General features: G+C 67.4%; 23 protein-coding genes and 1 pseudogene. 9 read left to right on the plus strand and 15 right to left on the minus strand.

The genetic code is table 11. The features are described 5' to 3' along the window. The first annotated feature begins 8 nt into the window (after positions 1-8). The 4 genes and pseudogenes from G6N37_RS06520 (at position 9) to G6N37_RS06535 (ending at position 5,367) form a co-directional block, all read left to right on the plus strand. Positions 9-977 (plus strand): enoyl-CoA hydratase/isomerase family protein, encoded by a 969-nt coding sequence (locus tag G6N37_RS06520; RefSeq protein WP_163677602.1) that lies wholly within the window; start codon positions 9-11, stop codon positions 975-977. After that, positions 974-3,324: pseudogene (locus tag G6N37_RS06525) on the plus strand (CaiB/BaiF CoA transferase family protein). The gene G6N37_RS06520 and the pseudogene G6N37_RS06525 overlap by 4 nt, the downstream one beginning before the upstream one ends. After that, positions 3,321-4,085, plus strand: a complete 765-nt coding sequence (locus tag G6N37_RS06530) for an SDR family NAD(P)-dependent oxidoreductase (RefSeq protein WP_163677611.1) — start codon at positions 3,321-3,323, stop codon at positions 4,083-4,085. The pseudogene G6N37_RS06525 and the gene G6N37_RS06530 overlap by 4 nt, the downstream one beginning before the upstream one ends. 4 nt (positions 4,086-4,089) lie before the next feature. Next, complete coding sequence (locus G6N37_RS06535) at positions 4,090-5,367, plus strand: hypothetical protein (RefSeq protein WP_163677614.1); 1,278 nt, start codon at positions 4,090-4,092, stop codon at positions 5,365-5,367. Position 5,368: 1 nt separating this feature from the next. On the opposite strand, the gene G6N37_RS06540 is transcribed toward G6N37_RS06535, so the two are convergent. The 3 genes from G6N37_RS06540 to G6N37_RS06550 form a co-directional block, all read right to left on the minus strand. Then, positions 5,369-6,730 carry an HNH endonuclease signature motif containing protein gene (locus tag G6N37_RS06540; RefSeq protein ID WP_163677617.1) on the minus strand — a complete coding sequence of 454 codons (1,362 nt, stop codon included), beginning with the start codon at positions 6,728-6,730 and terminating at the stop codon, positions 5,369-5,371. Positions 6,731-6,847: 117 nt separating this feature from the next. Then, positions 6,848-8,008: a DUF1214 domain-containing protein gene (locus G6N37_RS06545; protein ID WP_163677620.1), complete on the minus strand. Its 1,161-nt coding sequence runs from the start codon at positions 8,006-8,008 to the stop codon at positions 6,848-6,850. Further along, entirely contained in the window at positions 7,998-9,146 is a 1,149-nt protein-coding gene (locus G6N37_RS06550) for a sulfotransferase family protein (protein ID WP_232075329.1), read from the minus strand. Before G6N37_RS06550 ends, G6N37_RS06545 begins: the two co-directional genes overlap by 11 nt. 109 nt (positions 9,147-9,255) lie before the next feature. Between G6N37_RS06550 and G6N37_RS06555 the strand changes: the two genes are divergently transcribed. Beyond that, the gene (locus tag G6N37_RS06555; protein WP_232075331.1) at positions 9,256-9,957 is read left to right on the plus strand and encodes a TetR/AcrR family transcriptional regulator; all 702 of its coding nucleotides are present in this window, start codon (positions 9,256-9,258) and stop codon (positions 9,955-9,957) included. A gap of 76 nt (positions 9,958-10,033) precedes the next feature. On the opposite strand, the gene G6N37_RS06560 is transcribed toward G6N37_RS06555, so the two are convergent. From G6N37_RS06560 to G6N37_RS06580, 5 genes are read right to left on the minus strand one after another with little or no spacing between them, the layout of a single operon-like run. Next, positions 10,034-11,161 (minus strand): M24 family metallopeptidase, encoded by a 1,128-nt coding sequence (locus G6N37_RS06560; RefSeq protein WP_163677626.1) that lies wholly within the window; start codon positions 11,159-11,161, stop codon positions 10,034-10,036. Next, entirely contained in the window at positions 11,151-12,386 is a 1,236-nt protein-coding gene (locus tag G6N37_RS06565) for a M24 family metallopeptidase (RefSeq protein WP_163677629.1), read from the minus strand. Before G6N37_RS06565 ends, G6N37_RS06560 begins: the two co-directional genes overlap by 11 nt. A gap of 1 nt (position 12,387) precedes the next feature. Beyond that, positions 12,388-13,566, minus strand: a complete 1,179-nt coding sequence (locus G6N37_RS06570) for an amidohydrolase family protein (protein WP_163677632.1) — start codon at positions 13,564-13,566, stop codon at positions 12,388-12,390. Next, positions 13,560-14,783: a cytochrome P450 gene (locus tag G6N37_RS06575; RefSeq protein WP_163677635.1), complete on the minus strand. Its 1,224-nt coding sequence runs from the start codon at positions 14,781-14,783 to the stop codon at positions 13,560-13,562. The genes G6N37_RS06570 and G6N37_RS06575 overlap by 7 nt, the downstream gene beginning before the upstream one ends. A gap of 8 nt (positions 14,784-14,791) precedes the next feature. Continuing rightward, a complete protein-coding gene (locus G6N37_RS06580) occupies positions 14,792-15,499 on the minus strand; it encodes a TetR/AcrR family transcriptional regulator (protein ID WP_163677638.1) in 708 nt (235 codons plus the stop codon). Positions 15,500-15,650: 151 nt separating this feature from the next. Here G6N37_RS06580 and G6N37_RS06585 point away from each other — a divergent pair, with 151 nt between their 5' ends. Continuing rightward, positions 15,651-16,127, plus strand: a complete 477-nt coding sequence (locus tag G6N37_RS06585; RefSeq protein ID WP_163677641.1) for a nitroreductase family deazaflavin-dependent oxidoreductase — start codon at positions 15,651-15,653, stop codon at positions 16,125-16,127. A gap of 30 nt (positions 16,128-16,157) precedes the next feature. Here the strand turns inward: G6N37_RS06585 and G6N37_RS06590 are convergent, their stop codons facing one another. The 3 genes from G6N37_RS06590 to G6N37_RS06600 form a co-directional block, all read right to left on the minus strand. Beyond that, positions 16,158-16,649 (minus strand): DUF2231 domain-containing protein, encoded by a 492-nt coding sequence (locus G6N37_RS06590; RefSeq protein WP_163677646.1) that lies wholly within the window; start codon positions 16,647-16,649, stop codon positions 16,158-16,160. A 32-nt stretch (positions 16,650-16,681) separates the two neighbouring features. Then, positions 16,682-17,305 (minus strand): hypothetical protein, encoded by a 624-nt coding sequence (locus tag G6N37_RS06595; protein WP_163677650.1) that lies wholly within the window; start codon positions 17,303-17,305, stop codon positions 16,682-16,684. A 117-nt stretch (positions 17,306-17,422) separates the two neighbouring features. Beyond that, entirely contained in the window at positions 17,423-18,232 is an 810-nt protein-coding gene (locus G6N37_RS06600) for a SigB/SigF/SigG family RNA polymerase sigma factor (protein WP_163677653.1), read from the minus strand. 576 nt (positions 18,233-18,808) lie between these two features. On the opposite strand from G6N37_RS06600, the gene G6N37_RS06605 reads away from it, so the two are divergent. From G6N37_RS06605 to G6N37_RS06615, 3 genes are all read left to right on the plus strand, one after another. Further along, positions 18,809-19,702 (plus strand): SDR family NAD(P)-dependent oxidoreductase, encoded by an 894-nt coding sequence (locus G6N37_RS06605; protein WP_163684709.1) that lies wholly within the window; start codon positions 18,809-18,811, stop codon positions 19,700-19,702. Positions 19,703-19,796: 94 nt separating this feature from the next. After that, positions 19,797-20,582 carry a heavy metal-binding domain-containing protein gene (locus G6N37_RS06610; protein WP_083171444.1) on the plus strand — a complete coding sequence of 262 codons (786 nt, stop codon included), beginning with the start codon at positions 19,797-19,799 and terminating at the stop codon, positions 20,580-20,582. Further along, on the plus strand, positions 20,582-20,962 hold the full coding sequence (locus G6N37_RS06615) for a DUF5073 family protein (protein WP_083171443.1): 381 nt from the start codon (positions 20,582-20,584) through the stop codon (positions 20,960-20,962). The genes G6N37_RS06610 and G6N37_RS06615 overlap by 1 nt, the downstream gene beginning before the upstream one ends. Before the next feature lie 10 nt (positions 20,963-20,972). Here the strand turns inward: G6N37_RS06615 and G6N37_RS06620 are convergent, their stop codons facing one another. The 4 genes from G6N37_RS06620 to G6N37_RS06635 all read right to left on the minus strand — a co-directional run bounded on the left by G6N37_RS06620 (position 20,973) and on the right by G6N37_RS06635 (position 23,366). After that, a complete protein-coding gene (locus G6N37_RS06620; protein ID WP_083171442.1) occupies positions 20,973-21,437 on the minus strand; it encodes a nuclear transport factor 2 family protein in 465 nt (154 codons plus the stop codon). Positions 21,438-21,458: 21 nt separating this feature from the next. Continuing rightward, positions 21,459-22,097, minus strand: a complete 639-nt coding sequence (locus G6N37_RS06625; RefSeq protein ID WP_179961899.1) for a cutinase family protein — start codon at positions 22,095-22,097, stop codon at positions 21,459-21,461. 85 nt (positions 22,098-22,182) lie between these two features. Beyond that, the gene (locus tag G6N37_RS06630) at positions 22,183-22,653 is read right to left on the minus strand and encodes a hypothetical protein (RefSeq protein WP_163677658.1); all 471 of its coding nucleotides are present in this window, start codon (positions 22,651-22,653) and stop codon (positions 22,183-22,185) included. Between the two features lie 41 nt (positions 22,654-22,694). Further along, complete coding sequence (locus G6N37_RS06635) at positions 22,695-23,366, minus strand: TetR/AcrR family transcriptional regulator (protein WP_163677661.1); 672 nt, start codon at positions 23,364-23,366, stop codon at positions 22,695-22,697. Positions 23,367-23,439 lie beyond the last annotated feature (73 nt).

Below are 23,439 nucleotides of genomic sequence, written 5' to 3' on the forward strand. Positions count from 1 at the left end.
AGAAGGCCATGCCCGAATACGACTACGAGGAAATGAAGAAGGAAGCCGAGCAGTACATCAAGTTCGAGAAGGACAAGAAGAACCGGATCGCCTACATCACCTTCAACCGTCCCGAAGAGCTCAACTCCACCACCTTGGGCATGCGGCAGAACTACGCCGACTTGATCCACAAGTGCAACGTCGACGACGACGTCAAGGTCGTCGTGATCCGCGGCGAGGGCGAGGATTTCGGGAGCGGCGGCGACCTGCCCGAACAGCGTGGAATGCTGGAAAACCCCGGCATGCCCCTGCTGCACGAGCTGGCGATCAACGACGACGACGTCAAATACCCGCCGGGCGGGTCGTACCGCTACCTGTCGACCGTGACCGACTTCTACGCCAAGGCGCGCGCGGGGAACCGCCCGCTTCAGGAGCTGCGCAAGATCAGCATCATCGAGGCCAAGGGCTACTGCTACGGCTGGCACTTCTACCAGGCCGGCGACGCCGACCTGGTGGTGTCCTCGGACGATGCCCTGTTCGGGCACCCGGCCTTCCGCTACGTGGGATGGGGACCGCGACTGTGGTGGTGGGCCGAGACGATGGGGCTGCGTAAGTTCTCCGAAATGCTGTTCACCGGGCGACCCTTCACCGCCAAAGAGATGTACGAGTGCGGCTTCGTCAACAGCGTGGTGCCCCGGGAGAAGCTGGAGGAGGAGACGCTGAAATACGCGATGGCCTGCTCCCGCTCCCGCCCGACCGACACCGTCGCGGTGCAGAAGACCTTCCTCGAGCTCTACAAGCAGCACAAGGGTGAATACTTCGGCAGCCTGCTCACCGGCATGGTCGAGGGCATGTTGCCGATGATCGCCAACGACGCCGAGGAGGTCGACCTGACCGCGGGCACGTTCGAGAAGGGGCTCAACAACGTGGTCAAGGACAACGACCTGAATTTCCCGCCGGAGTGGCGCCTGAGCCGCTCGGGACGCGCGAAGCCCTGACCGTCGACCTCGCATGTCCGCGCTGACGGGCTTCAGGGTCATCGAGCTGGCCGGGTCGGTCGCGGGGGAGTATTGCGGAAAACTGTTGGCCGACTTCGGCGCCGAGATCATCAAGGTCGAAGCGCCGGAGTGCGGCAGCCCGACGCGGGCGATGGCGCCCATCGTGGCCGACGGGTGCGACGGCAGCGGGCTTTTCGCGTACCTCAACACCAACAAGCGGTCCGTCGTGCTGGACCTCGGCTCGGATGACGGCCTCGAGACCGCCCACCGGCTCATCGGCACCGCGGACGCGGTCATCGACGCCCGCGCCACCGACTGGTCGTCGCGGCACCCGGATGTGGTGTGGTGTTCGATCACGCCGTTTGGCCAGGACGCGCCCGCCGAGTACGGCAATGCCAAGAGCATCAACGTCTTTCATGCCAGCGGCTGGGGATACCACACGCCCAGCCACGCTGATCCCGCCAAGCCGCCGCTGCAGGGGCCCGGCCGGTTCCTGGCCGATTACGAAGCCGGGCTGGAGGCCGCGCTCTGCGTCACGGCCTCGCTCTTCGGGCGCCTGCACAACGGCCACGGCGAGGCCATCGACATTTCCGCACACGCGGTGCTGGCCTCCCGCGCCGACTGCATCATCGGGAGATTCATCACCGGCGAGGTGACGCCCGACGGCCATCGCGGCGACTACGACCAGGCCGGCCCCGCGGCGTTTTTCGCCTGCGCCGACGGTTTCGTCTACCTCTACATGACCAGTCGCGCCCACTGGTTCGGCCTCAGAGAACTGCTGGGTCAGGCGGACTGGCTGGACGCGTTCGAGGACGACTGGCTGGAGTTCTCCGTCACCGCGGAAAAGGTCACCGCATTCCGGCGGGGCTTCGCGGCCTGGATCCGCGACCTCGCCAAGAACGAAACATCCGAGCGGGCCCAGCGCCTGGGTGTGCCCCTGGTGCCGGTGAACGGCGCCGCGGACCTGCACGATTCGCCGCAGTACCGCCATCGGGGCTTCTTCCAGCGGGTGACGCACCCGGTGCTGGGCGACGCCGCATATCCGACCGTGCCGTACGCGTTCAGCGCGTCACCGGCCCAAATCACCGCCGCGGCACCCACTCTCGGCGAGCACACCGGACGGGTGCTGGAAAGCATCGGCTGCCCGCGCCGGCGGCCGCGGGCCCGGTCCGCGCAACTCAGGCCGCCCAAGGATCCGCGCGGTGGGCCGTTGGAGGGCGTGCGGGTCGTCGAGCTCACCAAGGTGTGGGCCGGCCCCTACGCGGGCAAGCTGCTGGCGATGCTGGGCGCCGAGGTCGTCAAGGTCGAAACCGCGGGCAGCCCCGAGGAGATGCGCGCCTACGGCGGCACCGATGTCAACCACGCGCCGTACTTCCTGAGCATCAACCCGGAAATCCTCAGTGTGGACCTCGACATCAAGTCCGCCGAGGGCATGGCGCGGTTGCGCGAGCTGATCGCCCGCAGCGACATCGTGATCAACAACCTGCGCCCGGGCGCGATGGAGCGCCAGGGCCTGGACTACGCGCGGCTCAAGGAGATCAAGCCGGACATCATCTCGGTGTCGATCAAGATGTGGGGCAACGACGGACCGCTGGGCCACCAGACCGGTTATGCGCCGTGCTTCGCCGCCCTGGCCGGGCTCGCCCCGCTGGTGGGCTATCGCGGTGGGCCGCCGCTGGGGACGAGCATGCGCTACGGCGATTCGACCGTCGGCGCGGCGGCCGCGTACGCGGCCGTGGTGGCGCTGCTGCACCGCGAACTCACGGGAGCCGGGCAGTTCGTCGACCTGTCGGCGGTGGAAACCCTCTCGTCGATGATCGGGGACTGCCTGCTCGAGGAATCCCTGACCGGACGACACCTCGCGCCCAACGGCAACGATCACCCGGACCTGTGCCCGCACGGCTGCTACCCCTGCGCGGACGGCGCCTGGATCGCGATCGCCGTCGCCGGCGACGCACAGTGGCACGGGATGTGTGACGTGCTGGGCGCGGGAGCGCTGGCGCGAGAACGCCGCTACGTCACCATGGGCGAGCGGCGGCGCCACGCCGAAACGCTGGATGCCGACCTCGCGCAGCTCACCCGAAGCCAGGACGCCGAGCACCTCGCGCACCGCCTGCGCGCGGCGGGTGTCCCGGCCGTCAAGAGCGCCACCGCCCTCGACGTGATCGGCGATCAACGACTGTGGGACCGCGGGCTGTATCGATTCGTCGGCGATCACCGTGAGGGCCAGCGGCCGATCGTCGGGCCGTCCTGGCGGATGGCGCGCAATCCGGCGTGCATCGCCCGCGGCGCCCCAGACCTGGGCGAGCACACCGATTACGTGCTACACGAAATACTTGGCGCATGACGGGGACACTTGCCCACACCGCGGCCCTGGTGACCGGGGCCAGCAGCGGTATCGGAGCCGCGACGGCCAAAGCGCTGGCGGCCGAAGGCGCGGCGGTGGCCCTGCTCGCGCGCCGCGCGGACCGGCTCGCCGAACTGCAGGCCGACATCGAATCCGTCGGCGGCACAGCGCTGGCCGTCGCGGCCGACGTCACCGACGCCGAGCAGGTGTCGACGGCAGTGGGGCGCGCCGTCGCGGAGTTCGGCCGCCTCGACACCGTGGTGAACAACGCCGGGCTCATGCAATCCGGGCCCGCTGCCGAGGCGCCGCTACGGGATTGGGACGCCATGGTGGCGGTCAACATCCAGGGGGTCCTGTATGTCACCCGCGCGGCGCTCCCGCACCTGATCGACGCCGCCGCGGACTCGCCACGGGGCGTCGCCGATCTGGTCACCATCAGTTCGACCGCCGGGTGGGTGGCCCGCCCCAACACCGCGGTGTACTCGCTGACCAAGTTCGGGGTGAACGCGTTCAGCGAGGGCATTCGCCAGGAGGTCCTCGGCAAGCGAGTGCGGGTCGGCGTGGTCGGCCCGGGAACGGTCGACACCGAGATCTTCAGCCACCTTGCGGAGTCGTCGCGCGAGGCGTTCGAGCGCCAGACCGCGGGCATGGTCAAGTTGCGGCCGGAAGACATCGCCGACGCGGTGCTGTTCATGGTGACGCGTGACCGCCGGGTGGCCGTCAATCACATGCTGGTTCGTGCGGCCGAACAGACCTGGTGAGGGATTGGCCGCGAGGTGGGTCGTCGGCGACCGGTATGGATCGCCGTTTCCGGCCGACCCCGCGACACTGCGGAGCGGCGGGGTGGGCGTCCTCACCGAGGCGTTTCAATCCTCGGGGGTGTTGCGGGACAACAGCATCACGAGGATCACCGGATATCGAGAGGTCGCGGGCGGCAGCACGGGGCGCAAGGCCGTGATCTCGGTCGAATACGCCCGGCCCGCACCGGATCTGCCCACCGAATTGTTCGTCAAGTTCTCGCGCGACTTCGACGACCCGGCGCGTGATCGGGGGAAGACGCAGATGGAGCCGGAAGTGCGGTTCGCCGCCCTCTCGCGCCTGCCCGAATTTCCCATCGCCGTGCCCAAGGCGCTTTTCGCCGACTATCACCGCCGCACCGGCACCGGAATCCTGATCACCGAACGAATCGCGTTCGGCAGCAACGGAATCGAACGGCAATATCACAAATGCCTCGACTACGAGATGCCCGAATCCGTCGAGCACTATGCCGCGCTGCTCACCGCGCTGGCCCGGCTTGCCGGCACTCAGCGATCCGGGCGGCTGCCGGAGCTCACCGCGGCCTTCCCGCCGGACGTGGGGGCCGCGACGGTCGGGGAGCGGGCGCCGCTTTCGCCGGTCAAGCTGGAACGCCGGGTGGACCAACTGGCCGAATTCGCCGAACGAAATCCCGGGCTGCTTCCGGCCTGCTCACCGGAGTTCATCGCACGCCTGCGACAAGGCGTGCCGCGGTTCGCGCAGCACGAGCAGACGATCGCCCACCTGCTGGCCGGGGACTCGGATTATGTCGCGCTGTGCCATTGGAACGCCAACATCGACAACGCGTGGTTTTGGCGCGACACCGGCGGCCTGCTGCGCTGCGGCCTGATGGACTGGGGATGCGTCGGCCAGATGAACCTGGGCATGGCGCTCTGGGGAGCCATGTCCGGCGCCGAAACCGACCTGTGGGACCACCATCTCGACGAGCTGCTGCGGCTGTTCGTTACCGAGTTCCGTCGGTGCGGCGGGCCGGAACTCGATCCGGTGCGATTGCTCCGGCACGCGTTGCTCTACGCGGCGGCGATGGGGGTCGCGTGGCTGCTGGGTGTTCCGGCGTTGATCCGCAGCCGATTCGAGGCGATACCGGACAGTCGAATGCATCCATTGATCAGGAACGACGAGAGCGTGCGGGCGCCGTTGCAGATGCTGTCGAACCTGCTGTTCCTGTGGGAGCGGCATCGGGTGGGGGAGTTGCTGGACGCCGCGCTTGCAGAGGGGGCCATCTGAGCTACGGCTCGTCGTCGTCGCCGTCTCGGAGCAATTTCTCGGGATGGTGGAAGTTGTTGGTGCGGGGTTGGCCGCGATCCAAGTGCGGTGGCGGTATCCATTCCGTATCGCCCTTGGCATTCTTGCGGGTGGTCCAGCCGCCGGGTTTGAGCAGGCGATGGTGGGTTCCGCAGGCGAAGGTCAGGCCGTCGATGTCGGTGCGCCGGCACTCGACCCAGTCGGTGACGTGGTGAACCTCCGAGTAGTAGCCGGGCACCGCGCATCCGGGTGCCGAGCAGCCACGGTCCTTCGCGTACAGCACGATTCGCTGCCCCGGGGAGGCCAGCCGCTTGGTGTGATAGAGCGCCAGGGCCTTGCCTTTGTCGAAGATCGCCAAATAGTGGCGCGCATGGCGGGCCAGGCGGATCACATCGCCCATCGGCAGGATGGTGCCGCCGCCGGTTAGGCCCCGCCCTGCGGCGGCTTCCAACTCTTGCAGGGTGGTGGTGACGACGATGGAGGCCGGGAGCCCGTTGTGCCGGCCCAGTTCTCCCGAGGCCAGCAGAGCGCGATTCGCCGCCAGTAGTGCGTCGTGATTGCGCTGCGCCGCGCTGCGGGCGTCGCGGTCGATCGCCTCTTGGCTCGGCGTGCCGTCCACGCACGGGGTGTCGTCGAGCGGGTTGCACATGCCGGGGGCGGCCAGTTTGGCCAGCACGGCCTCCACGGTGGCGCGCAGCTCGGGGGTGATGGTGGCGCGCAGCTCGGACATGCCGTCGGGGCCCTGCTTGCCCAGCGTCAGGCCGCGGCGCCGCGCGCGGTCCTCGTCGGTGTAGGTGCCATCGGGGTTCAGGCAATCGGCGACGTGATGGGCGAGCTCGGCCAATTGTTCGGGGCGGTAGTCCATTCCGTGAGTGGCGAGGTCCGCTTCGACGGCCTGGCGCGTGGCGAAGTCCACCCAGCCGGGCAGCTGATGGAAAAACCTGCGGATCACCGCCACCTGTCCGGTGCCGAGTGTGCCGTCGCGCTGGGCGGCGGCGGTGGCGGCCAGGAGCGGCTCCATCGGCTCTCCGGTCAGTCCACGCCTCGGCCCTAGGTCGGTCGCCTCTTTGACGCGGCGGGAGGCCTCAGCGCGGCTGATCAGCGTGGCCTCGGCGATCGCATGGGACAGCTTGCCGCCGAGCTCTTCTGGTGTGGCCTGGCGGGCGAGGTTGTTGATCAGCGGATGCTCGATGGCCGGCAGCTGCCGGCGTACCTTCTCGCAGCGCGCCAACATGGCCAGCTGCTCGCGGGTGGCCAAGGTGTCACAGCCATAGCCGATCAAATCCTTGACCGCAGCGTCGATGACGTCAAACGCCGCCGACAACGCCTCCGGATCAACACTCACACCCCGAAACTATCGGCGGCCACCGACAAAAAGCGCCTCGCTGGGACGGCTGAAGCCAAAGTGACGCAAGTGATTTCAGCGGGATGACGCGGGCCGCCAGGTACGGCCATTCGCGACCTAAAGAGCGTTCCGCTTCGCAAAATGACGAGTCCGCGCATCGAGGGCGCGACGTCGTTCTTCCGCGCTGATCCGCTGTCGCGGTCCGAAGTGTTCGTCGAGCTGATCCGCTCGTATGACGGTCAGGGTCGGTGTTGCCGGCTGGTGCGGTGTGCTTGCCCGCCACGTCACCACGCCATGGCGATACCCGCGGGCGTCAAGCCAGTTGTGTACGCCGAAATCCTCTGTCGACAGCAAGACCCGCACCCGTCCATCGTCAACTTGGGACTGGGCGAGGTTGAGACTGGTTTGGCGGGTTTCGAAATCGATCATCTCACTCCACCGATTGGTCAGGCAGATTCCGACATACGGCGAACCGGGAGGGACCTCGTAGTCGATGACGAGCGCTTCGCCGTCCGACAGTGCCCACGAGATGGGGACGAACCATGCACCAGCCATCGCTGAAGGCGGCTGGAGCGGGGGAATGGCGAAGTTTTTTGGCAGTGAACCGAATACCCGTGCCGGAATGTCCTTGACCCACATCGTGAATAGCTCGCGGGACGCCAGGAGGTGCGCATCGAAGGCCGCGATGGCCTGCTTGAGTGAATCTGGCTGGAGCGGATCGCCCGGGTTCAGGCATTCGATACGGATAGCGCCCTTGGCCTCGTTATCCCAGTCGCCGAAGGTTTGGTAACAACAGAACGAGTCGGCTCCCGCCGGGAGCGGGTACCAGTTCGCGTCGCCCATTTTCTGGCGACTGAAGAAGATCTCAAACGAACCGTCAGCACCGACAACGAGTTCTTCGGACGGTACCTTCACCGCTTGGGCTTGATCGTCCTTACCGGCATAGACGCCGAAGGTTGTCTGCGCAACGGAACCCAGTTTCCCGTGAACGCGGTAGTCGTGGCCATCATCGATGCGCGCGGTCAGATACAGCGTGTCGGGGTTGGAGTGGCCCCAATTCCACGATGCGTATTGGCCGTTGATGAGATTGGGCCGCGCGGGATCGCTCCGAAGTTGCAGGCCCATGTATTGGATGTGGCCGACGAGGCGTCCGAGCAAGGCCGCCGCGGCACCGTCGTCGAGATCGCCTTCGGCCAATGCGATCTCGAGAAGCTCATCGTGAAGATCTCGAAAGCGTCGCCAGGCCGCACGCAGGAGGTACTGTGAGTCACCGGTCACGGCGGTCCTCGATTCCGTAGAAGTCGCGATAGAACTGCAATTGCGGCCACAACTCGTCGATGTCGAGCCCGTAATCGGCCGCGTCGTAGATGTTGGGCTTGCGCTTCGCCAGGCCGCGCTGATCCATGAACAAGCTCATCTTGCGATGCACCTCATCGGTGAGTTCGATGCCGAAGAAGTCGTAGATCTCTTGCACGCACGACATGGGGTCGCGCACCATCCGTTCCATCGCAAAGTCGATGAATCGCTTCGACTCGTGCGCGTACCGCCGACGCAACTCGACGTTGCGCGTCAGCATCCTGCCGGTGCGCCAACGCATGTAGCGGCCATGGTCGTGCCAATCGACGTCATCTTCGACCATGCCGAAAACGGTCCCGGCCAGCTTGCAACTGGAGGCGACGATCTCGGTCGGCTCGCGGTAGGTGGTGACGAAACGCGCGTCGGGAAATACGGCCAAGATGTTGTCGATGTTCTCCATGTGCGGCGGTGTCTTCAGCAGCCAGCTCTCCGTGGGGCGTAATCCACCGCTCTGCATGTACTGCAACAGCAGCTTCTGCTCCTGGTAGACCCACGTGAGGTCCTGCCCGGTCAGCCACCGGTCATAGCCCTGACAGTTGAACATGACGTGGAAAGTCGCGCTGTGGAAGGCGTAGGCGTGGAGCAGCGCGCACTCCTGCGCCTCCCATGCGCCAATCGGATGCGCGGCGTCGAGTTCTGGGGCCAGCGACAGGGTGCGGCGGATCTGCTTGTCGCTGCGCTTGATTCGCGGATCAGTACGCATGGTGGCCGGATCTAGCGGCGGATGGAGTTCATCGCATTCCCAGGTGATCGGGTAGCGGAAACGGTCGTCCTGGCTCAGCAAATGGTGGGTGATGGTGGTGCCCGTGCGCGGTGCGCCGACGAGGAAAACCGGCTTCGCGATCACCTCGTCACGAATCTCAGGGTGCTGGCGCAGGTGCTCGGTGAACAGCAGCCGCTGCCGCAACAGATTGGTGATGTGCGACGTGGCGAGTATCCGCCCGAAACCGTTGAGGCGATCCTCGCTTTCGAGCGATTCGATCAGGCGGTCGAGGCCGTGTTCGAAGCGTGGATCACCGAAGTCGGTCAGGCCTCTCGCGCGGCGTGTGCCCCGATCCATCAATGCGTCCTTGCGCAGGGGCAGCGGATGGGCACCCAGCCGACGCGCCGCCCGGTAACCGCCATTCAGGATCCGGAAAGGCAGCGGCCTGGGTGGTGAGTCGATCGCCATGGGTGGGGGAAGCGCCTCCTGGGACCGCGTGCTTGCCTACCGCGCGATTGGCTACCGGCGCGCAAAACATTACGATCTTAACGTAATGGAGTCAATAAGCGAGGCTGACGAGCAAGACCGGCGTCGTGGCGTGCGGTCACAAGGACGTCCGAGGGACACCCGCATCGACGAGGCGGTGCTTGCCGCGACGGTCGAACTGCTGGAAGAAATCGGCTACACACGACTGACCATCCCGTTGGTCGCAGCGCGCGCCGGCGCAACCCCGCCGGCGGTCTATCGACGATTTCCGACCAAAGTCGAGTTGGTCTATGAGGCGGTGTTTCCGACGCCGCCGAGTGCTGAGCTCCCGTTGACCGGCGATCCGGCGGACGTTGTCCGCACCCTGATCGAAGCGACGATCGATCTGTTCAGCCGACCAGCCGTGCATACCGCGCTGTCAGGACTCATGGCCGAATTGCCCTCGGAGCCAGGCCTGTCGGCGCGATTGCTCAGCCGCCTTCAGGGCAGCACCTACCTCTTGCTGCAGCGCTACCTCGACGGGGCCGCAGCCGAGGGACGCGCCGCCGGCGGCGTCGACGCCCGCGTATTGGTGGACATGATCGGCGGCACGGTGGTGATGGCGCTGGCCAACGAACGAGTTCTCGACGACGCGTGGGTCGAACAGAACACTGCCCTCATCGCTAACGGGCTGTCCCGATGAACTCCGGGGCGAATCGGCCAAACCGCCGCGGGATAGATGTGCACCGTCCGACAGGGACCGAGCGATGTTCTGCGCATCAGTCTCTGTCAGGCCATGAGGGGCTGGCCGTCATGACCTCTACGCCGTCCTCGGTGATGCGCACGGTGTCGCGCCGGAACACCGCGCCGGTGCCCTCCTGCCAGACGTAACCGGTGATGGCCAGCACCATGCCGGGCTCGAGCTCGTCGAGTTCACCCGCGGACAGCAATGTTTCGGACACCACCGGCGGATCGAAACCCAAACCCAACCCGTGCGCGATCGGCATCGGCGGTATCGGCTCGCCGGCCGCCCGATACGCGTCGAGCAGGTCGGCGGTGGGCGCGCCGGGGTGGCAGGCCGCAAGCATGGTGTCGTACAACGTGTTCGACCGCCCGAACAGCTTGCGGGTCCGGTCGTCGACCACGTCGCCGGCCGGCCACGTCCGACCCACTTCCGCGACGTAGCCATCGGCCAGTGCCCCGGCGGCGAACGCCACCAGGTCGCCCGACCGCACCTCGCCCGAATCGGCGCGGCGCCAAGGGTGTTCCTTCGACGTCACCCACGCGGCGTCCTGAGTGGCCGGTGTGCTCACCCCACCCGCGGCCATGGCCTCCATCATGGCCCCCGCCAGCGTCCGCTCCGACACTCCCGGCGCGAATTCGCCCAGCGCGGCCACGAGTCCGCGTTCGGCGACCCGCAACGCCCGATCCATCGCCGCAATTTCGTCAGGCGTCTTGACACGCCGCGCCGCCCGGATCGCCGGTTCGGCGTCGACGAGTTCGGCATTGGGGAACGCCTCGGGCAGCAACGCGGCGAAAGTGGGTGTGATCGCGTCGGTCCCGACCCGCCGCGCCGTCTCGGCGCCGTCGATCTTCTTCAGCACGTCGATCAGGGTCATCGGGTTCCACGCCAGTCCATAGAGGTGATCGTGCCCGATCTCCTCCGGAACGCCCTCGTCGTCGGTGCTATTGAGGTAGATGTCCCCGGTCGCGCGCACCAGCACGCACATCGGGCCGAACGGCCGCGTCCCGGCGATCCACAGCTGCGGTGCGCCGGTGACGTAACGAATGTTCGCCTGCCGCCCGAGCACCAGGATGTCGAGCCCGTGCGCATCCATTTGGGCCAGCGCCCGTTCCCGGCGGCCCGACCGCAACTCGTACGCGTCGGGCTGAACCTCAGTCGCCATAGGGGGAATAGGGATAGTCGGTGATCGGCAGGTAGCCGTCTTCGGTGATCACCACGATCTCCTCACTGCGATAACCACCCGTCCCGTCCTCCCACACCACGGGTTCCAGGACCAGAACCATCCCGGGCGGGAAGACGAAGTTGTCGTCGAACTCTTCACCGAGATCCGTTCCGATCATCGGCGCCTCGGCCGGATAGGTGCCGATACCGTGGCCCAGATAGAAATGCGGTAACCATGGTTTGCGGCCGCCGTTGGCGGCGATCGCGGCACGCGCCAGATCACCGGAAGTGACGCCGGCTTTCGTCACCGCGAGCACCGCGTCCAGGATGGCCCGCCACTGCCGGAACTGATCCTGCTGCCTGGCGGTGGGCCGCCCGCCGACCACCCAGGTCCGGCCGAAGTCGGAGCAGTACCCGAGGTAGGTGATGCTGATATCGGTCCAGAGCACGTCACCGGCGGCCAGCTCACGATCGGTCGTGAGCAGCGGCAGCGCGAGGTCGCCATGCGTCGTCCACACCCCGGCTTCCCGCGAACTGGGCATCACCTGCCAGATGGCCTCCAGCATGTTCGTGGTGGCGCCCAACTCGAATGCTCGGCGGACCAGCATGGCCGAAAGGTCGATCTGGCGCACCCCGGGCGCCAGGGCCCGCTGCACGTCCACCATGGCCTGTTCGGTGATGCGGGCCGCGCGGCGAAGGCAAGACAACTCGTCTCGGGTTTTCACCAGTTGCGCGTCGGCGAGCACGATCGCGGCGTCCGTCGGCACGCCCGCCGGGAACAACTCGGGACCGGCCCTGCGCATCGCCCCGGTCAGCTCGTCGACGGCGATGTTCGCACCCGGGGGGATCAACCCGGCCAGCTCACGCGCGAATTGGTCCACGCCGTGGTCGAATTCGAGGTAGACGGGGCCGTGCAGATGGGCATCGGGAACCGGCGCCTCCGCGGACGCCCCGCCGCGGAACGGCATGAACAGGTGCGGATACTCGTCGTCGGCGAGCACCACCGCGACCGGGCGCTCCACGTGTGAGAGGCCCGCGTCCAGCAGCGGCCAGCTGGCACCCGTCGCGTACCCCACATAACCGTTCATCAACAGGATCAGCGCGTCGACGCCGTGGTCGGCCATCGCGGCCCGCAGCCGCGCCCCGATCTCGGCACGCATGCGGGCCCGGTCCGGTTCGTCCGGTATGGCCAGCCGCTCGCCGTGCGCGGTGAGTGAATCGGTCATCTCAGAGTCCCAGGAAGTTTCTGATGTTCCCGCTGACGACGCGGACCGCGTCCTCGGGGCCGACGGCGTCGACCACGGCGGCCAGCGACCGCTCCGAGTAGCCGTACGTGCTTTCGTTGTGTGGGTAGTCGGAGGACCACATCACCTTGTCGATTCCGATTTCGCCGACTTGGGCGAGCCCGAGACCGTCCACCATGAACGATGCGCACATGTGGGTGTCCCAGTAGTAGCGGACGTCGTGTTCGGGCTGGTGTGCGAGCATGTGCCGGTAGGACGCCAGCACGTGCTCGGCATCCTGCAAAGCCGGTGGGACCCAGGCGATACCGCCCTCGAACCAGCCGACCCGCAGTGTGGGATGACGGTCCAGGATGCCGCCGAAGATGTACTTGGAGAACATCTCCCGGAACGAGTCGATGTTGACCATCATGGCCACCGCGACGCTGTTGACCTCGCTCGGGACCTTCGGCTGGCTCTCGCCGATGTGGTGGGTGACGGGCAGGCCCGCGTCCTCGATTTCGTCCCACACCGCGGTCATGGCGTTGCTCGAGAAGTCGATGGCGTGCCCGTTGTCATCGATGCCGGGGCTTATCGGCATCAGAAACGTCTTGAGCCCCAGCGACTTCAGTTCCGACAGTGTGCGCCGGGTGCCGCGCGGGTCCCACCAGTTGATCAGCCCGACGCCGTAGCAGTGGCCGTCGGAGCCTTCCTGCACGGCGGCGATGTGTTCGTTGTAGATGCGAAAGATGCGCTCCCGCAGGTCCTTGTCGGGGTAGTGGAACAGCGCCAGGACCGCGTTGGGGAACACGAGTTCCTTGTCGACGCCGTCCTCGGCGAGCTCCCGCACGCGGGCATCGATGTTGTTGCTGACCGCGCCGGCCAGGTCGTCGTATTGCATGAGCACCGCGCTGAAATCGCCGACCACCATCGACTGCCCCGGCCGGCCGAGCAGGTAGGCGCCGTCCTCGTACCAGATCCGGGGCGCGTAGTCCTTCAGGTCGTCGGGGAACTGCTCGTAGAAGATGTCGTCGGCCACGGAGATGTGGTTGTCGGCCGAGAACACCTCGGTGCCGGACGGCAGGCCGGTGCTGAATTCCGAAGCGTGACCGCGGCGGTGCTTGGGCGCGCCGATCACACCCTCGGGGTACGGGGTGCGAGTTTCAAGCCGCCCCGGGTTCACCATGTCACCGGAAGCTCGTAGAGCCCGTAGGCCAGCGCGTCGTGTTTGAACGGCAGCTCTTCCACCGGCACCGCGAACCGCAGGGTCGGGGCGCGGCGCAGCAAAGTGGGCAGGACGATCTGCAGCTCCATCCGGGCCAGCTGCTGCCCGACGCACTGGTGCCGGCCGTAGCCGAACCCGACGTGCGGGCCGTCCTCGCGGCGCAGGTCGAGCCGGTCCGGATCGGGGAATTGCCTGCCATCCCAGTTCGCCGGCGCGACGTCGAGGATGATGCCTTCGCCCGCGCGGATCGTCTCGCCGCCCACCTCGATGTCCTCGACGGCGATGCGGCGCTGGCCGGTCTGAATGATGCTGAGGTAGCGCATCAATTCCTCGACCGCGACGGCGATGACCTTCGGATCGTCGGTGTCGCGGATCAGCGCGAGCTGGTCGGGATGGTCGAGCAGGGCCGCGACGCTCAGGCTGATCATGTTGGCGGTGGTTTCGTGCCCGGCGATGAGCACGCCGGTGGCCAACTGCGCGGCCTCGCGCACGCTGAGCTCCTCGGCGTTGACCCGCTCGGCCAGGTCGGACACCAAATCCTCCGACGGGGTCTGCATCTTGGCTCGCACCAGGTTCGCCAGGTACTTCGCCAACGACGCGGCGCCCTGTGCCGTGTCCTCCTCGGTGGCGTAGCGGCCCATGCCCCGCTGGGCCTGGCTTTGGAAGAAATCCGCGTCCTCGTAGGGCACGCCCAGCAGTTGGCTGATGACCAGCGACGGGACGGGAAGGGCCAATGTGCTGACGATGTCGCCCGGCTTGGGACCGGCCAGCAATGCGTCGATGTGGTCGTCGGTGATCTGCTGCACCGCCGGCCGCAGCGCCTCAACCCGTTTGAAGGTGAACGGCTTCGACAACATCCGGCGGAATCGGGTGTGTTCCTCGGCGTCGGAGGTGAACACCGAACGCGGGCGCTTGTACACCGTCGCGAGCATTCCCTCGTTCCAATGTGGATAGCCCGGCAGCCGGTCGTCGACGCTGGTGCGCGAGTCGGTGAACAACGACCGGATCGCCTCATAGCCGTGGATCAGCCACGGTGTGCTGTCGTCCCAGATCCGGACCCGGCTCAGCTGCTTGTCGGCATTGAGCTCCAACACCTTTGGCGGCGGGGCGAACGGGCAACCGGGCGCACGCGACATCGGGAACTCCGGGATATCGGTGGCGGTCGAGACGTCGGTCATCGTTCTCCTCAAGTCGGGGCTGTTCTGGTTTCGGTGGACCAGCCGCCTGCCGCGCCCACGTGGACGGGCGCGCGCCACAGGCCGACGATCGCGTCGATCAGGCCTTCCCCGGCGACCGGCCACGCCGAACGCGAACGCGCGCCGTGCTCGGCCAGCGCGCCTTCGTGCTCGGCGCAGGTGTGCATGAGCAGATTGCGCACCATGACCATCCGTTCGGAACGCACCCGCCTGGGCAGGTCGGGAAGGCAGCGGTTGATGCCGGCGATGGTCCGCACCAGAAGCGGCGACGCGAGTGCGTCTTTGGTGACGACGTGACGGTACGCGGGATCGGCCATCGCCTGGGCCGCGAACCGGGCGTACCAGCTGGGCGTGCCCAGCGCGTGCAGGTGATCGGTGAGCGGCCGCACCAATGCGCCCACCCAGTCGCGCAGATCGGTCGAATCGTCGATGGCGCTCAGCATCTGCGCCCGCAGTTCCTCGATCGGCCCCCGGTGTTTGCTTTCGATCGCTCGGAGCAGGTCGGTCCTGGTCCCGAAGTGGTAGCAGGCCGCGGCGTTGTTGCCCTGCCCGGCGGCCTCGCTGATCTGCCGGTTGGACACGGCATACATGCCGCGTTCGGCGAACAGCACTTCGGCGGCCGACAGGATGGCCTCCCGGGTTCCTGTCGACCTGTCGGAGCGGGCGGCCCGCTCGGCGGTCATCGCCTCAGTGAACACCGCCCCCGTGATTAAATCAAGCAATTTATTTAGCGGGCGTGGGGGGACCGCGCGCAAGCGGCCAGCGCCCCGATTCGTCAATCCCCGGCCCGTCAAGGTGATTTCATCGCTCCGACGCCCGGGGCCGGCCCGCCGGGAATACAGTCTTCGTATGAATCCGCTCCAGCGGGTGGCGCGCAATCCGGCGGCCTACCGCCGGCTCGTCCTGAATGGCCGGCCGGTCGCGGAAGGTATCGAGGCGCTGCTGCGGTTCGCGACAGCTGGGCGGCTCGGCGTCCTCGACCTCGCCGGCCTGCCCAATGTGCAGGTCACGACCTCGGGTCGCAAAACGGGACTCGCCCGCACGGCGACGGTGCAGTACGTACCCGTCGAGAACGGGCTGTTGCTGGTCGGCTCCAACTGGGGCCGGGATCGCCACCCGTCCTGGTCGGCGAATCTGAAGGCCACGCAACGCGTTACCGTCCGCAGACGCGGCCACCGTTTCGTGGCGACGGTGCGGTTGCTCGCCGGCGAGGAGCGCGACGAGGCGTGGTCTACGGTGCTGGCGCACTGGCCGAACTATCAGGTCGCCCAGGCTCAGGCGGGTCGCCGGCAGTTCCGGCTGTTCCTGCTCACGCCGATCCCGTAGGCCGCGGGCCGGGACTCGCCCGCCCGACGGCTAACCCGGGTGGGATTTCTTCAGGTGCGCGATCTCGTCGCCCCAAACCGATTGGGCCCCAGCATCACCCACGCGGTAGATCTGGACCATCGACGCGATGGCGACAGCCAGCACCACTACCGCGACGATCGCCCGGACGGCCCCGCGGCCGGTTCCCGAGCGGCGTTCGGCCACCCGCAGCGCGACGAGCACGAGCGCGGCCGCCAGCAGTGCGGCGGAGAAGTAGACCATCGTGCTGCCCCGGTCGGCGTGTTCCTGCAGGATGGGGCTCGGTTTGGCCCTCAGGTCGATGAGCCATTCCCCGGCGTTGATGGTGATCGGGGTCAACACCATATTGCCGGCGGCCAATATCAGCGTGAGCCACAACAGCTGGCCCCGCCGCGCCGCCGGCCAGAGCGCGCACGCGATCTCCAGCACGGCGATCAGCGGCACCAGCACCAACACGAAGTGCAGCAGCAGGACATGGGCGGGCATCCCGTTGACAACGGTCATGTGATTCCTCGCTGGTGAGCGTCAGTCCGCGGTCAGCCGCCGAGGCCCTTCTTGATGGCCGCGTCTTGTTTCTGGCCCACGTCATTGACGAAATCCGCAGGGGCCAGCGTGTCGGGCGGCCCGTCAAACTCCAGCGTGACGAACGCCCTGCCCTCGGTGAACAGCAGTATGGTCACGCCCTTGCTCTTGTCCGGAGAGTTGCCCAACAGCGTCGTTCCGCCCGTGCCGACGGTGGCGGCCTGCGTCGTCGGGTTCTTGACCACGTCACCCTGGGCGCCCTTGGCCGCGTCCAACGCGTTGGTGGCGGCGCCGGGGTCGGCCAACACCTGGATCGTGTCCTTGATGACGTGGCTGCCGTCCTCGTCTTTGAATGTCGTCGCGACGCCCGGTTGGCCGTTCGGGTTGCTGGTCGGTGGGGTGGCCGTGAACGGTATCGGCGCGTTGATGTCGCTCGCCTGGATCAACAGTCCGGTGTACTCGCTCGGCTGGGCGGGCGCCGATGACGTCGGTGCCGAGCTCTGGGCGCTGGTAGCCGAGCTGGACGACGCGGGCTTGGACGTCGACGGCGTCGAACTCTTGCCGCCGCACCCCGCTACCGCCACCGTCAGCGCCGTCGTCGCCGCGACGCCCGCGACCAGCGTTCGTGCAGTCCTCATCGCTCGAGCTCCCTTCCAGGCCGCCTCCGGCGCCACCGTCGAGTCCGTTCCCGAATCGCACAGTACATTGCGGCGGGGCGCCGGCGCGGCGCCGAAGGCCCTGGGGGCGGTGAAGGGCTACTCGAGTTGGTCGCGCAAGCAGCGCAGGGTGCTCGCCAGGATGCGGGAAACCTGCATCTGCGACACGCCGATGCGCTCGGCGATCTGGCTCTGCGTCATCGATTCGAAGAACCGCATGCGCAAGACGTCGCGTTCACGCTCGGGGAGTGCGGCAACCAGGACGCGTAGCGCTTCCCGGTTGGTGATGTGCTCGATCTGCGGATCGAGGCCGCCGACCGCATCAGCGACCAGTCGGGGCGTGCCCGAGCTGTCGGTGCCCACCGGCGCGTCCAGGGAGTCCAGCCGGTAGGCATCGCCCGCCACCAGGCACTCGACGATCTCCTCGCGGGGAACGTCCAGCGCTTGCGAGAGCTCGCCCGCGGTGGGCGCGCGGCCCAGCTGCTGGGCCAGGTCGCCGGTGGTCCTGCTGATCTGCACATGCAACTCCCGCAGCCGCCGCGGTACGCGCATGCCCCAGCTGTAGTCGCGGAAATAGCGCCGAACCTCGCCCATCATGGTCGGCACCGCGAAGCCGATGAAGCTCGGTCCCTTGGCGGGATCGAATCGGTTGATGGCGTTCATCAGCCCCAGGCGCGCCACTTGGACGAGGTCGTCAAGGCCCTCGCCGCGGCGCGCGAAGTGGCTGGCCACGTGGTCGGCCAGGGGCAGGCAGCGGGCGACGATCCGTTCGCGCTGGCGACCGTACTCGTGCGACTCGGCGGGCATCTGGCGCAGCAGCACGAACATTTCGACTACGTCGTCGTAGGAATCGTCGGACCTGGTCTCTCGGCATGGAGCCGGACGCGTGGGAGTTATTACATCGGTCATAGGCGCACGCGCCCTGTCCCGGCGCGGCTGACCCTGGAAAGTTTTGCGCACGAACATTTCTGCATTGCTGACTCACTCCTCGAGTCGCTTGCAGCGAGAGACGGCAGCTATGCGTACGGTCGCCTCACTGCACCCTGTATCCGTGGAACTGGTTATCGAGCGCGCTCGGCCTACCAGAGGGGGATATGACTCGGGGTGTTCGTCGCCGGAGCCATATCAAGCTCAGTAGCCGTGCGGCTGACTGGCCGCTTTGAGCTAAACGGCGACACGTCCATAACGGACATCACTGGCGACTATACGCCTCGTCGCATCGGCCCGCGATCGCTGACCGCCGGCCGGGCCATTTACCGCGAGTATGTCCAGGTCACCGCGCGGCGCCCCGACCGCCTGCGTTCCCCGGGCCAGCCGCTCGTCGACCGCAAAACACACGGGGCGTGGCAGAAGCTGCCGACCGCGGTTCTCAGTTCTGCGCCGGCTGGGTACTGTTCGACTGATGTTCACCACCGATCTCCCGCGACGCGGCCCCGATCGATGCCCAACGCAATTCGCGCACAACGCATTACGGCACCGACGGCGATGAACGAGGGCGGGCGCCTGTTAGACGGACGCGGCGTGGTGGTGGCCGGCGGCAGCCGCGGGATCGGCCGCGCGGTCGCCGAACTGCTCTGCGACCTGGGCGCCGGCGTGGTCGTCAACGGGCGCGACGGGGACGCCGTCGAGGAGACCGTCGCCGCGATCACGGCGGCGGGAGGGCACGCCAGCGCGGTGGTCGGACCCGCGGACCTTGAGCGCGTCGCCGAAACGCTGGTCGACCACTGCGTGCAAAGCCACGGGCGGCTGGACGCCATGATCAACTGCGCCGGGATCGGCGAGCCGCCCGGCTCCTCGATCCTGAACATCTCGCCCGAAGACTTCGACCGCCTGGTGAGCGCCCACCTCGGCTCGGCGTTCCACACGTCGCGGGCCGCGGCGCGCGTGATGGCGGCGCAGGGACACGGTGCCATCGTCAACACGAGCTCGGCGGCGTTTCTGGGCGACTACGGCGGCACCGGCTATCCGGCGGGCAAAGGCGGGGTGAACGCCCTGACCTTGGCCGTCGCCGCCGAATTAAAGTCGCACGGCGTGCGAGCCAACGTCGTGTGTCCCGGCGCCCGCACGCGCCTGTCGACGGGCGCCGAGTACGAAGAGCACATCGAGGACCTGCACCGCCGCGGGCTGCTGGACGAAGTGACCATGCAAGCCTCGTTGGACAGCGCCCCACCGGCCTTCGTGGCCCCGCTGTACGCCTATCTCGCGAGCGACCTGGCGCGGGCCGTGACGGGCCAGATCTTCGTCGCCGCAGGCGGATTCGTCGGTTGCTTCGACCGGCCGACACCGCGGCTGCTGGGCTATCGCGATCATCATGACGCGGCGCCGTGGTCGGTCGACGATTTGCACAACATGATCGGCGCCGCGCAAGCCGCGCGCTGAAGCTGCCCGTCCACCCGAAAGTCGCACGTTATGGGTGTGCGTGGCGGCCCCGCGTCCTACGCTGTCCTGCGAACCGCAGGAGGATGTTTTGACAATGCAACCGAACCCGCTCGACCCAGTTGCCAGCGAACGGCTGTCGCACGCAGGCAAAGTGTTCACCTCCGATTTGTCGATCAACGAATTCGCCTTGCTGCACGGGGCCGGGTTCGAGCCGATCGAACTCGTGATGGGCGTCTCGGTCTACCACGTCGGTTACCAGTTCACCGGGATCCGGCAACAATCCGAACTGCCCGTGCTCACCGACGCGACCTACCGGGCGCGCTGGAATGCGATGTCGAGGATGCAGGCCGAGGCCGATTCCCTGGGCGCCGACGGCGTGGTCGGCGTCCGCCTCGAATGGCGTCACCAGGGGGAGGGCGAGCATCTCGAGTTCATCGCGGTCGGCACCGCGGTGCGCTACACGCAGAAGCCCGGCGCCTATCGGCGCCCCAACGGTCAGGCGTTCACCAGTCACCTGTCCGGGCAGGATCTGACCATCCTCCTGCGATCGGGGTTCGCCCCGGTGGCGTTCGTCATGGGCAACTGCGTGTTTCACGTCGCCGTACAGGGGTTCCTGCGCACGCTCGGCCAGGTCGGCCGCAACGCGGAGATGCCGCAATGGACGCAGGGCAGCTATCAGGCCCGCGAGCTGGCGATGTCACGCATGCAGAGCGAAGCCGAGCGCGACGGCGGAACCGGTGTCGTCGGAGTGCATTTCGCGATCTCGAACTATGCGTGGGGGCATCACACCGTCGAGTTCTATGTGGCCGGGACCGCGGTGCGCCGCGGCGGTGAGGCGCAAACGCTGACACCGTCGTTCGTCCTGCCCATGAGCGATTGATGACGGGCCTCGATCACGAGCGGGTTGCCCAGGCCGTCGGAACGGCGTTGTCCGGTCCCGGCGGAGTCGGGCTGGTGCTCAAGGTGTTCGGCGGGGTTCCGGGGGTGATCGTCGTTCCCGCGCGGCGCGGCTTCTTCCGGTCGCAGCCGGAGCGGGTGCAGATCGGCGACTGGCGCTACGAGGTCACGGTCGACGGCCGCCTGAGCGCCGCCCACGTGGTGAACGGCATCGTCCTGGCCGAGGAGGTCCTCGCCGCCGGCGCCGTCGGACCGCACATCGCCCGCGCGCTCGGGCGGCTGGTGAGCAGCTACGGTCCGACGATCGTCCCGAACATCGATGCGGCCCTCGAGGTCCTCGATGCCGGGACCGGGCCACGCTGACCCCGCACGCTCACCCGGCGGCGCCCGGTGGTGTCTGATCGATGCCCACCACCCACCGGCTGAACCGCCAGCTGCCGTCCTGTTTGACCGCGGTGAAGTCATAACACCCGGTCAGGTCGGGTGTGGGCGGGCCACCCTCCTTGATGGCGAAGACCTGAACGTAGCAGTGCCCGGTCGCCTCGGCGGGCCCCTGGCTGGCGAACCAAAACGAGTTCAGCGCGTGGCGGCGTTGATTGTTTTCGGCCTTGAACGCCGCCTTCCTGGCCGCGAGCAGGCTCATGACGGTTTCGATGTCGGCCGAGAGCGGCTGGCCCTCGTGCAACAGGACCAGCTCCGGCGACTCGGTGAACAGCGTGCGGAAATCGTCGAGCCGGTTGTGGTCGTAGGTATAGGCGTAGGCGCCGAACAAGTTGATGATCGCCAACCGATCGGCGACGTCGAACGCCGCGCTTCCGACACCTTCGAGCCCGGCCACGGGGTCAGTCTAAGCGCCGGGCTACAGGCGACCGGCGGCGAAATCGGCCGCCTGGTCGACCATGCCCGCCTCGACGTACTGCCGGTGCGCGACGGGGTTGGCGGCGTCCGAGCAGACCGGATCGCCGGGCACGCACAACTCGATGGTTTTGGGCGCATACGCCGCGCCGATCGTCACCGGCGGCTCGTTGAGGATGCTCATGAACTGGCTCGATGGCTTTCCGAACAGCGCCACCGCGGCGACGTGGCTGGCCACGCCGGCCGGCATCGGCTGCAGCGCCTGGACCAGGTGCACCCCGTCCGGCACCGCGCTTTCGGTGACGAACCCCATCACGGCCGCTCCCTGGGAGTATCCGCCCAGCACCATCCTGGTCCCGGGGCAGGAGGCCGCCATGTGTTCGACGTGCGCGCCGGCGTCGCTGATGCCATCCACGGCCCTGGGAAAGTCGGTGGTCGCCGGGTAATCGACGGGATACACACCGAGGGACCGGCCGCCGACGTGGGAGCGCAGGGAGTCGACGAAACTCTGGCCGATGCGGCCGACGCCGGGCGGTTCGTTGGTGCCCCGGGCGAACACCACCTCGACATCGGGGCACGGCTCGGCGACCGCGCTGGGAAGGACCGGGAGGGTCCAAAAGGGTGCCAGCGCAGCACAAATCAGACCGCCGAGGGTATGCGCTTTCACATCGTGATCTTGTCACAGGGTGGGGAAGTGCGCGCGTTATGCGGTTTTGGCCGGCGCCGGGCTACCGCGGTGCGTCCGTCCCCTGGGGAGGCCGGTGCATGAATGCGCTGGCGGCCCGCAGCACGCCGCGAAACGCATAGGCGGCGGTCACCACGGTCAGGATGATCAGCAGGACGAACATCGGCAGCCAGTTGCCCCGGCTGTGGTCGATGTCCCACCAGATGATGGTGAACAGCACCACACAGAGCACGAGCACGAAGTCCCGCCAGTTCCCCTGGTAGGACAACGCCGCCTTGCGCAGCGCCCGGCTCCGGTCCGCGGTGTCGATCAGGTCGTCGATGCGCTCGTCGATGGTGCGCTGCAGCTCGGCGCGCCTGGCGCCCGCCTCGGCCGAGAGCCGGTCCAGCAGATCCATGTCCTGTTTGATCAGCCCCCGGAAATCCGGGGCGCGGAACTGGCCGGCGGCGACGGCCAGCATCGCGCCACCGAAAACGGGGGCACTATTGAGCGCGATCTGTCCGAGGCCCGTCATGCCCGCTCCTTGTGGTTGTCGTCAACGTCGTTCGATGACGGTCAGGACGCCTTGGAAGGGCGTCGCCGCGTCCGTGGCGGCTCGGGGCTTTGCAGCGCGTCCATCGCGCGCAGCAGCTGCGGATAGGCGATCGCCGGCCCAAGCCAACGCGTGAGATACCGCCGCAGATCGGCACCGCTGCGCGCGGGACGCCCCGGGTCGGCGAGGAACGAGTGCAGCACCCGCAGGCTGAATTCGTTCAGTTCGTCGAGACCAGCCTCGTCGAAACCGTAGCTCTCCCAATCTATGTCGTAACGGTGCAGCATCGACCGCCCGAACGCCAGCGCGGTGTCCGAGATGATCGAAACCTTCTGACCGCCGCGATGGCGCTGATTGAGCACGAAATCGACCTGGTTGTCCGAGGCCAGCTCTTCGATGGCGAAGGCCATTCCTTCCGTCATCGCCACGACGGGGTCGGTGACACCGTGGAGGTGGGCGGCCATCCGATCCAGGAAGCCGTCGGCCGACCGCATCGCGGAAGCCACCAGCAGCGCCTGCGTCCCCGGAAAGTATCGATACACGGTCTGCCGGGTGACTCCGAGCGCCCGCGCCACGTCGGCGATCCGCATCGCCGACCCGCGTTCCTCGATGATCCTGTCGGCGGCATCGAGGATGCGCTCGATCGCCTCCTCGTCGGAGGCGGGCGTGTTTCCAGCCCAACCGTGACTGCGCATTTAACGAGTGGCAAACCCGTAGTCGGTGAACCCCACAGCTGGATCATAGCGTCTGGTGGACCGTGATCGTCGC

This window comes from Mycobacterium seoulense (assembly GCF_010731595.1).
In the GTDB taxonomy this organism is placed as follows: domain Bacteria; phylum Actinomycetota; class Actinomycetes; order Mycobacteriales; family Mycobacteriaceae; genus Mycobacterium; species Mycobacterium seoulense.

Bases quoted from the DNA above. Each gene is read 5' to 3' on its own strand.
- G6N37_RS06520 (WP_163677602.1), top strand. From the start codon at position 9: ATGCCCGAATACGACTACGAGGAAATGAAGAAGGAAGCCGAGCAGTAC.
- G6N37_RS06570 (WP_163677632.1), bottom strand. From the start codon at position 13,566: ATGGTGAACCCGGGGCGGCTTGAAACTCGCACCCCGTACCCCGAGGGT.
- G6N37_RS06585 (WP_163677641.1), top strand. From the start codon at position 15,651: ATGAATCCGCTCCAGCGGGTGGCGCGCAATCCGGCGGCCTACCGCCGG.
- G6N37_RS06630 (WP_163677658.1), bottom strand. From the start codon at position 22,653: ATGACGGGCCTCGGACAGATCGCGCTCAATAGTGCCCCCGTTTTCGGT.
- G6N37_RS06530 (WP_163677611.1), top strand. From the start codon at position 3,321: ATGACGGGGACACTTGCCCACACCGCGGCCCTGGTGACCGGGGCCAGC.
- G6N37_RS06560 (WP_163677626.1), bottom strand. From the start codon at position 11,161: ATGGCGACTGAGGTTCAGCCCGACGCGTACGAGTTGCGGTCGGGCCGC.
- G6N37_RS06575 (WP_163677635.1), bottom strand. From the start codon at position 14,783: ATGACCGACGTCTCGACCGCCACCGATATCCCGGAGTTCCCGATGTCG.
- G6N37_RS06600 (WP_163677653.1), bottom strand. From the start codon at position 18,232: ATGACCGATGTAATAACTCCCACGCGTCCGGCTCCATGCCGAGAGACC.
- G6N37_RS06555 (WP_232075331.1), top strand. From the start codon at position 9,256: ATGGGTGGGGGAAGCGCCTCCTGGGACCGCGTGCTTGCCTACCGCGCG.
- G6N37_RS06615 (WP_083171443.1), top strand. From the start codon at position 20,582: ATGACGGGCCTCGATCACGAGCGGGTTGCCCAGGCCGTCGGAACGGCG.
- G6N37_RS06635 (WP_163677661.1), bottom strand. From the start codon at position 23,366: ATGCGCAGTCACGGTTGGGCTGGAAACACGCCCGCCTCCGACGAGGAG.
- G6N37_RS06550 (WP_232075329.1), bottom strand. From the start codon at position 9,146: ATGGATCGGGGCACACGCCGCGCGAGAGGCCTGACCGACTTCGGTGAT.
- G6N37_RS06595 (WP_163677650.1), bottom strand. From the start codon at position 17,305: ATGAGGACTGCACGAACGCTGGTCGCGGGCGTCGCGGCGACGACGGCG.
- G6N37_RS06590 (WP_163677646.1), bottom strand. From the start codon at position 16,649: ATGACCGTTGTCAACGGGATGCCCGCCCATGTCCTGCTGCTGCACTTC.
- G6N37_RS06565 (WP_163677629.1), bottom strand. From the start codon at position 12,386: ATGACCGATTCACTCACCGCGCACGGCGAGCGGCTGGCCATACCGGAC.
- G6N37_RS06605 (WP_163684709.1), top strand. From the start codon at position 18,809: ATGAACGAGGGCGGGCGCCTGTTAGACGGACGCGGCGTGGTGGTGGCC.
- G6N37_RS06610 (WP_083171444.1), top strand. From the start codon at position 19,797: ATGCAACCGAACCCGCTCGACCCAGTTGCCAGCGAACGGCTGTCGCAC.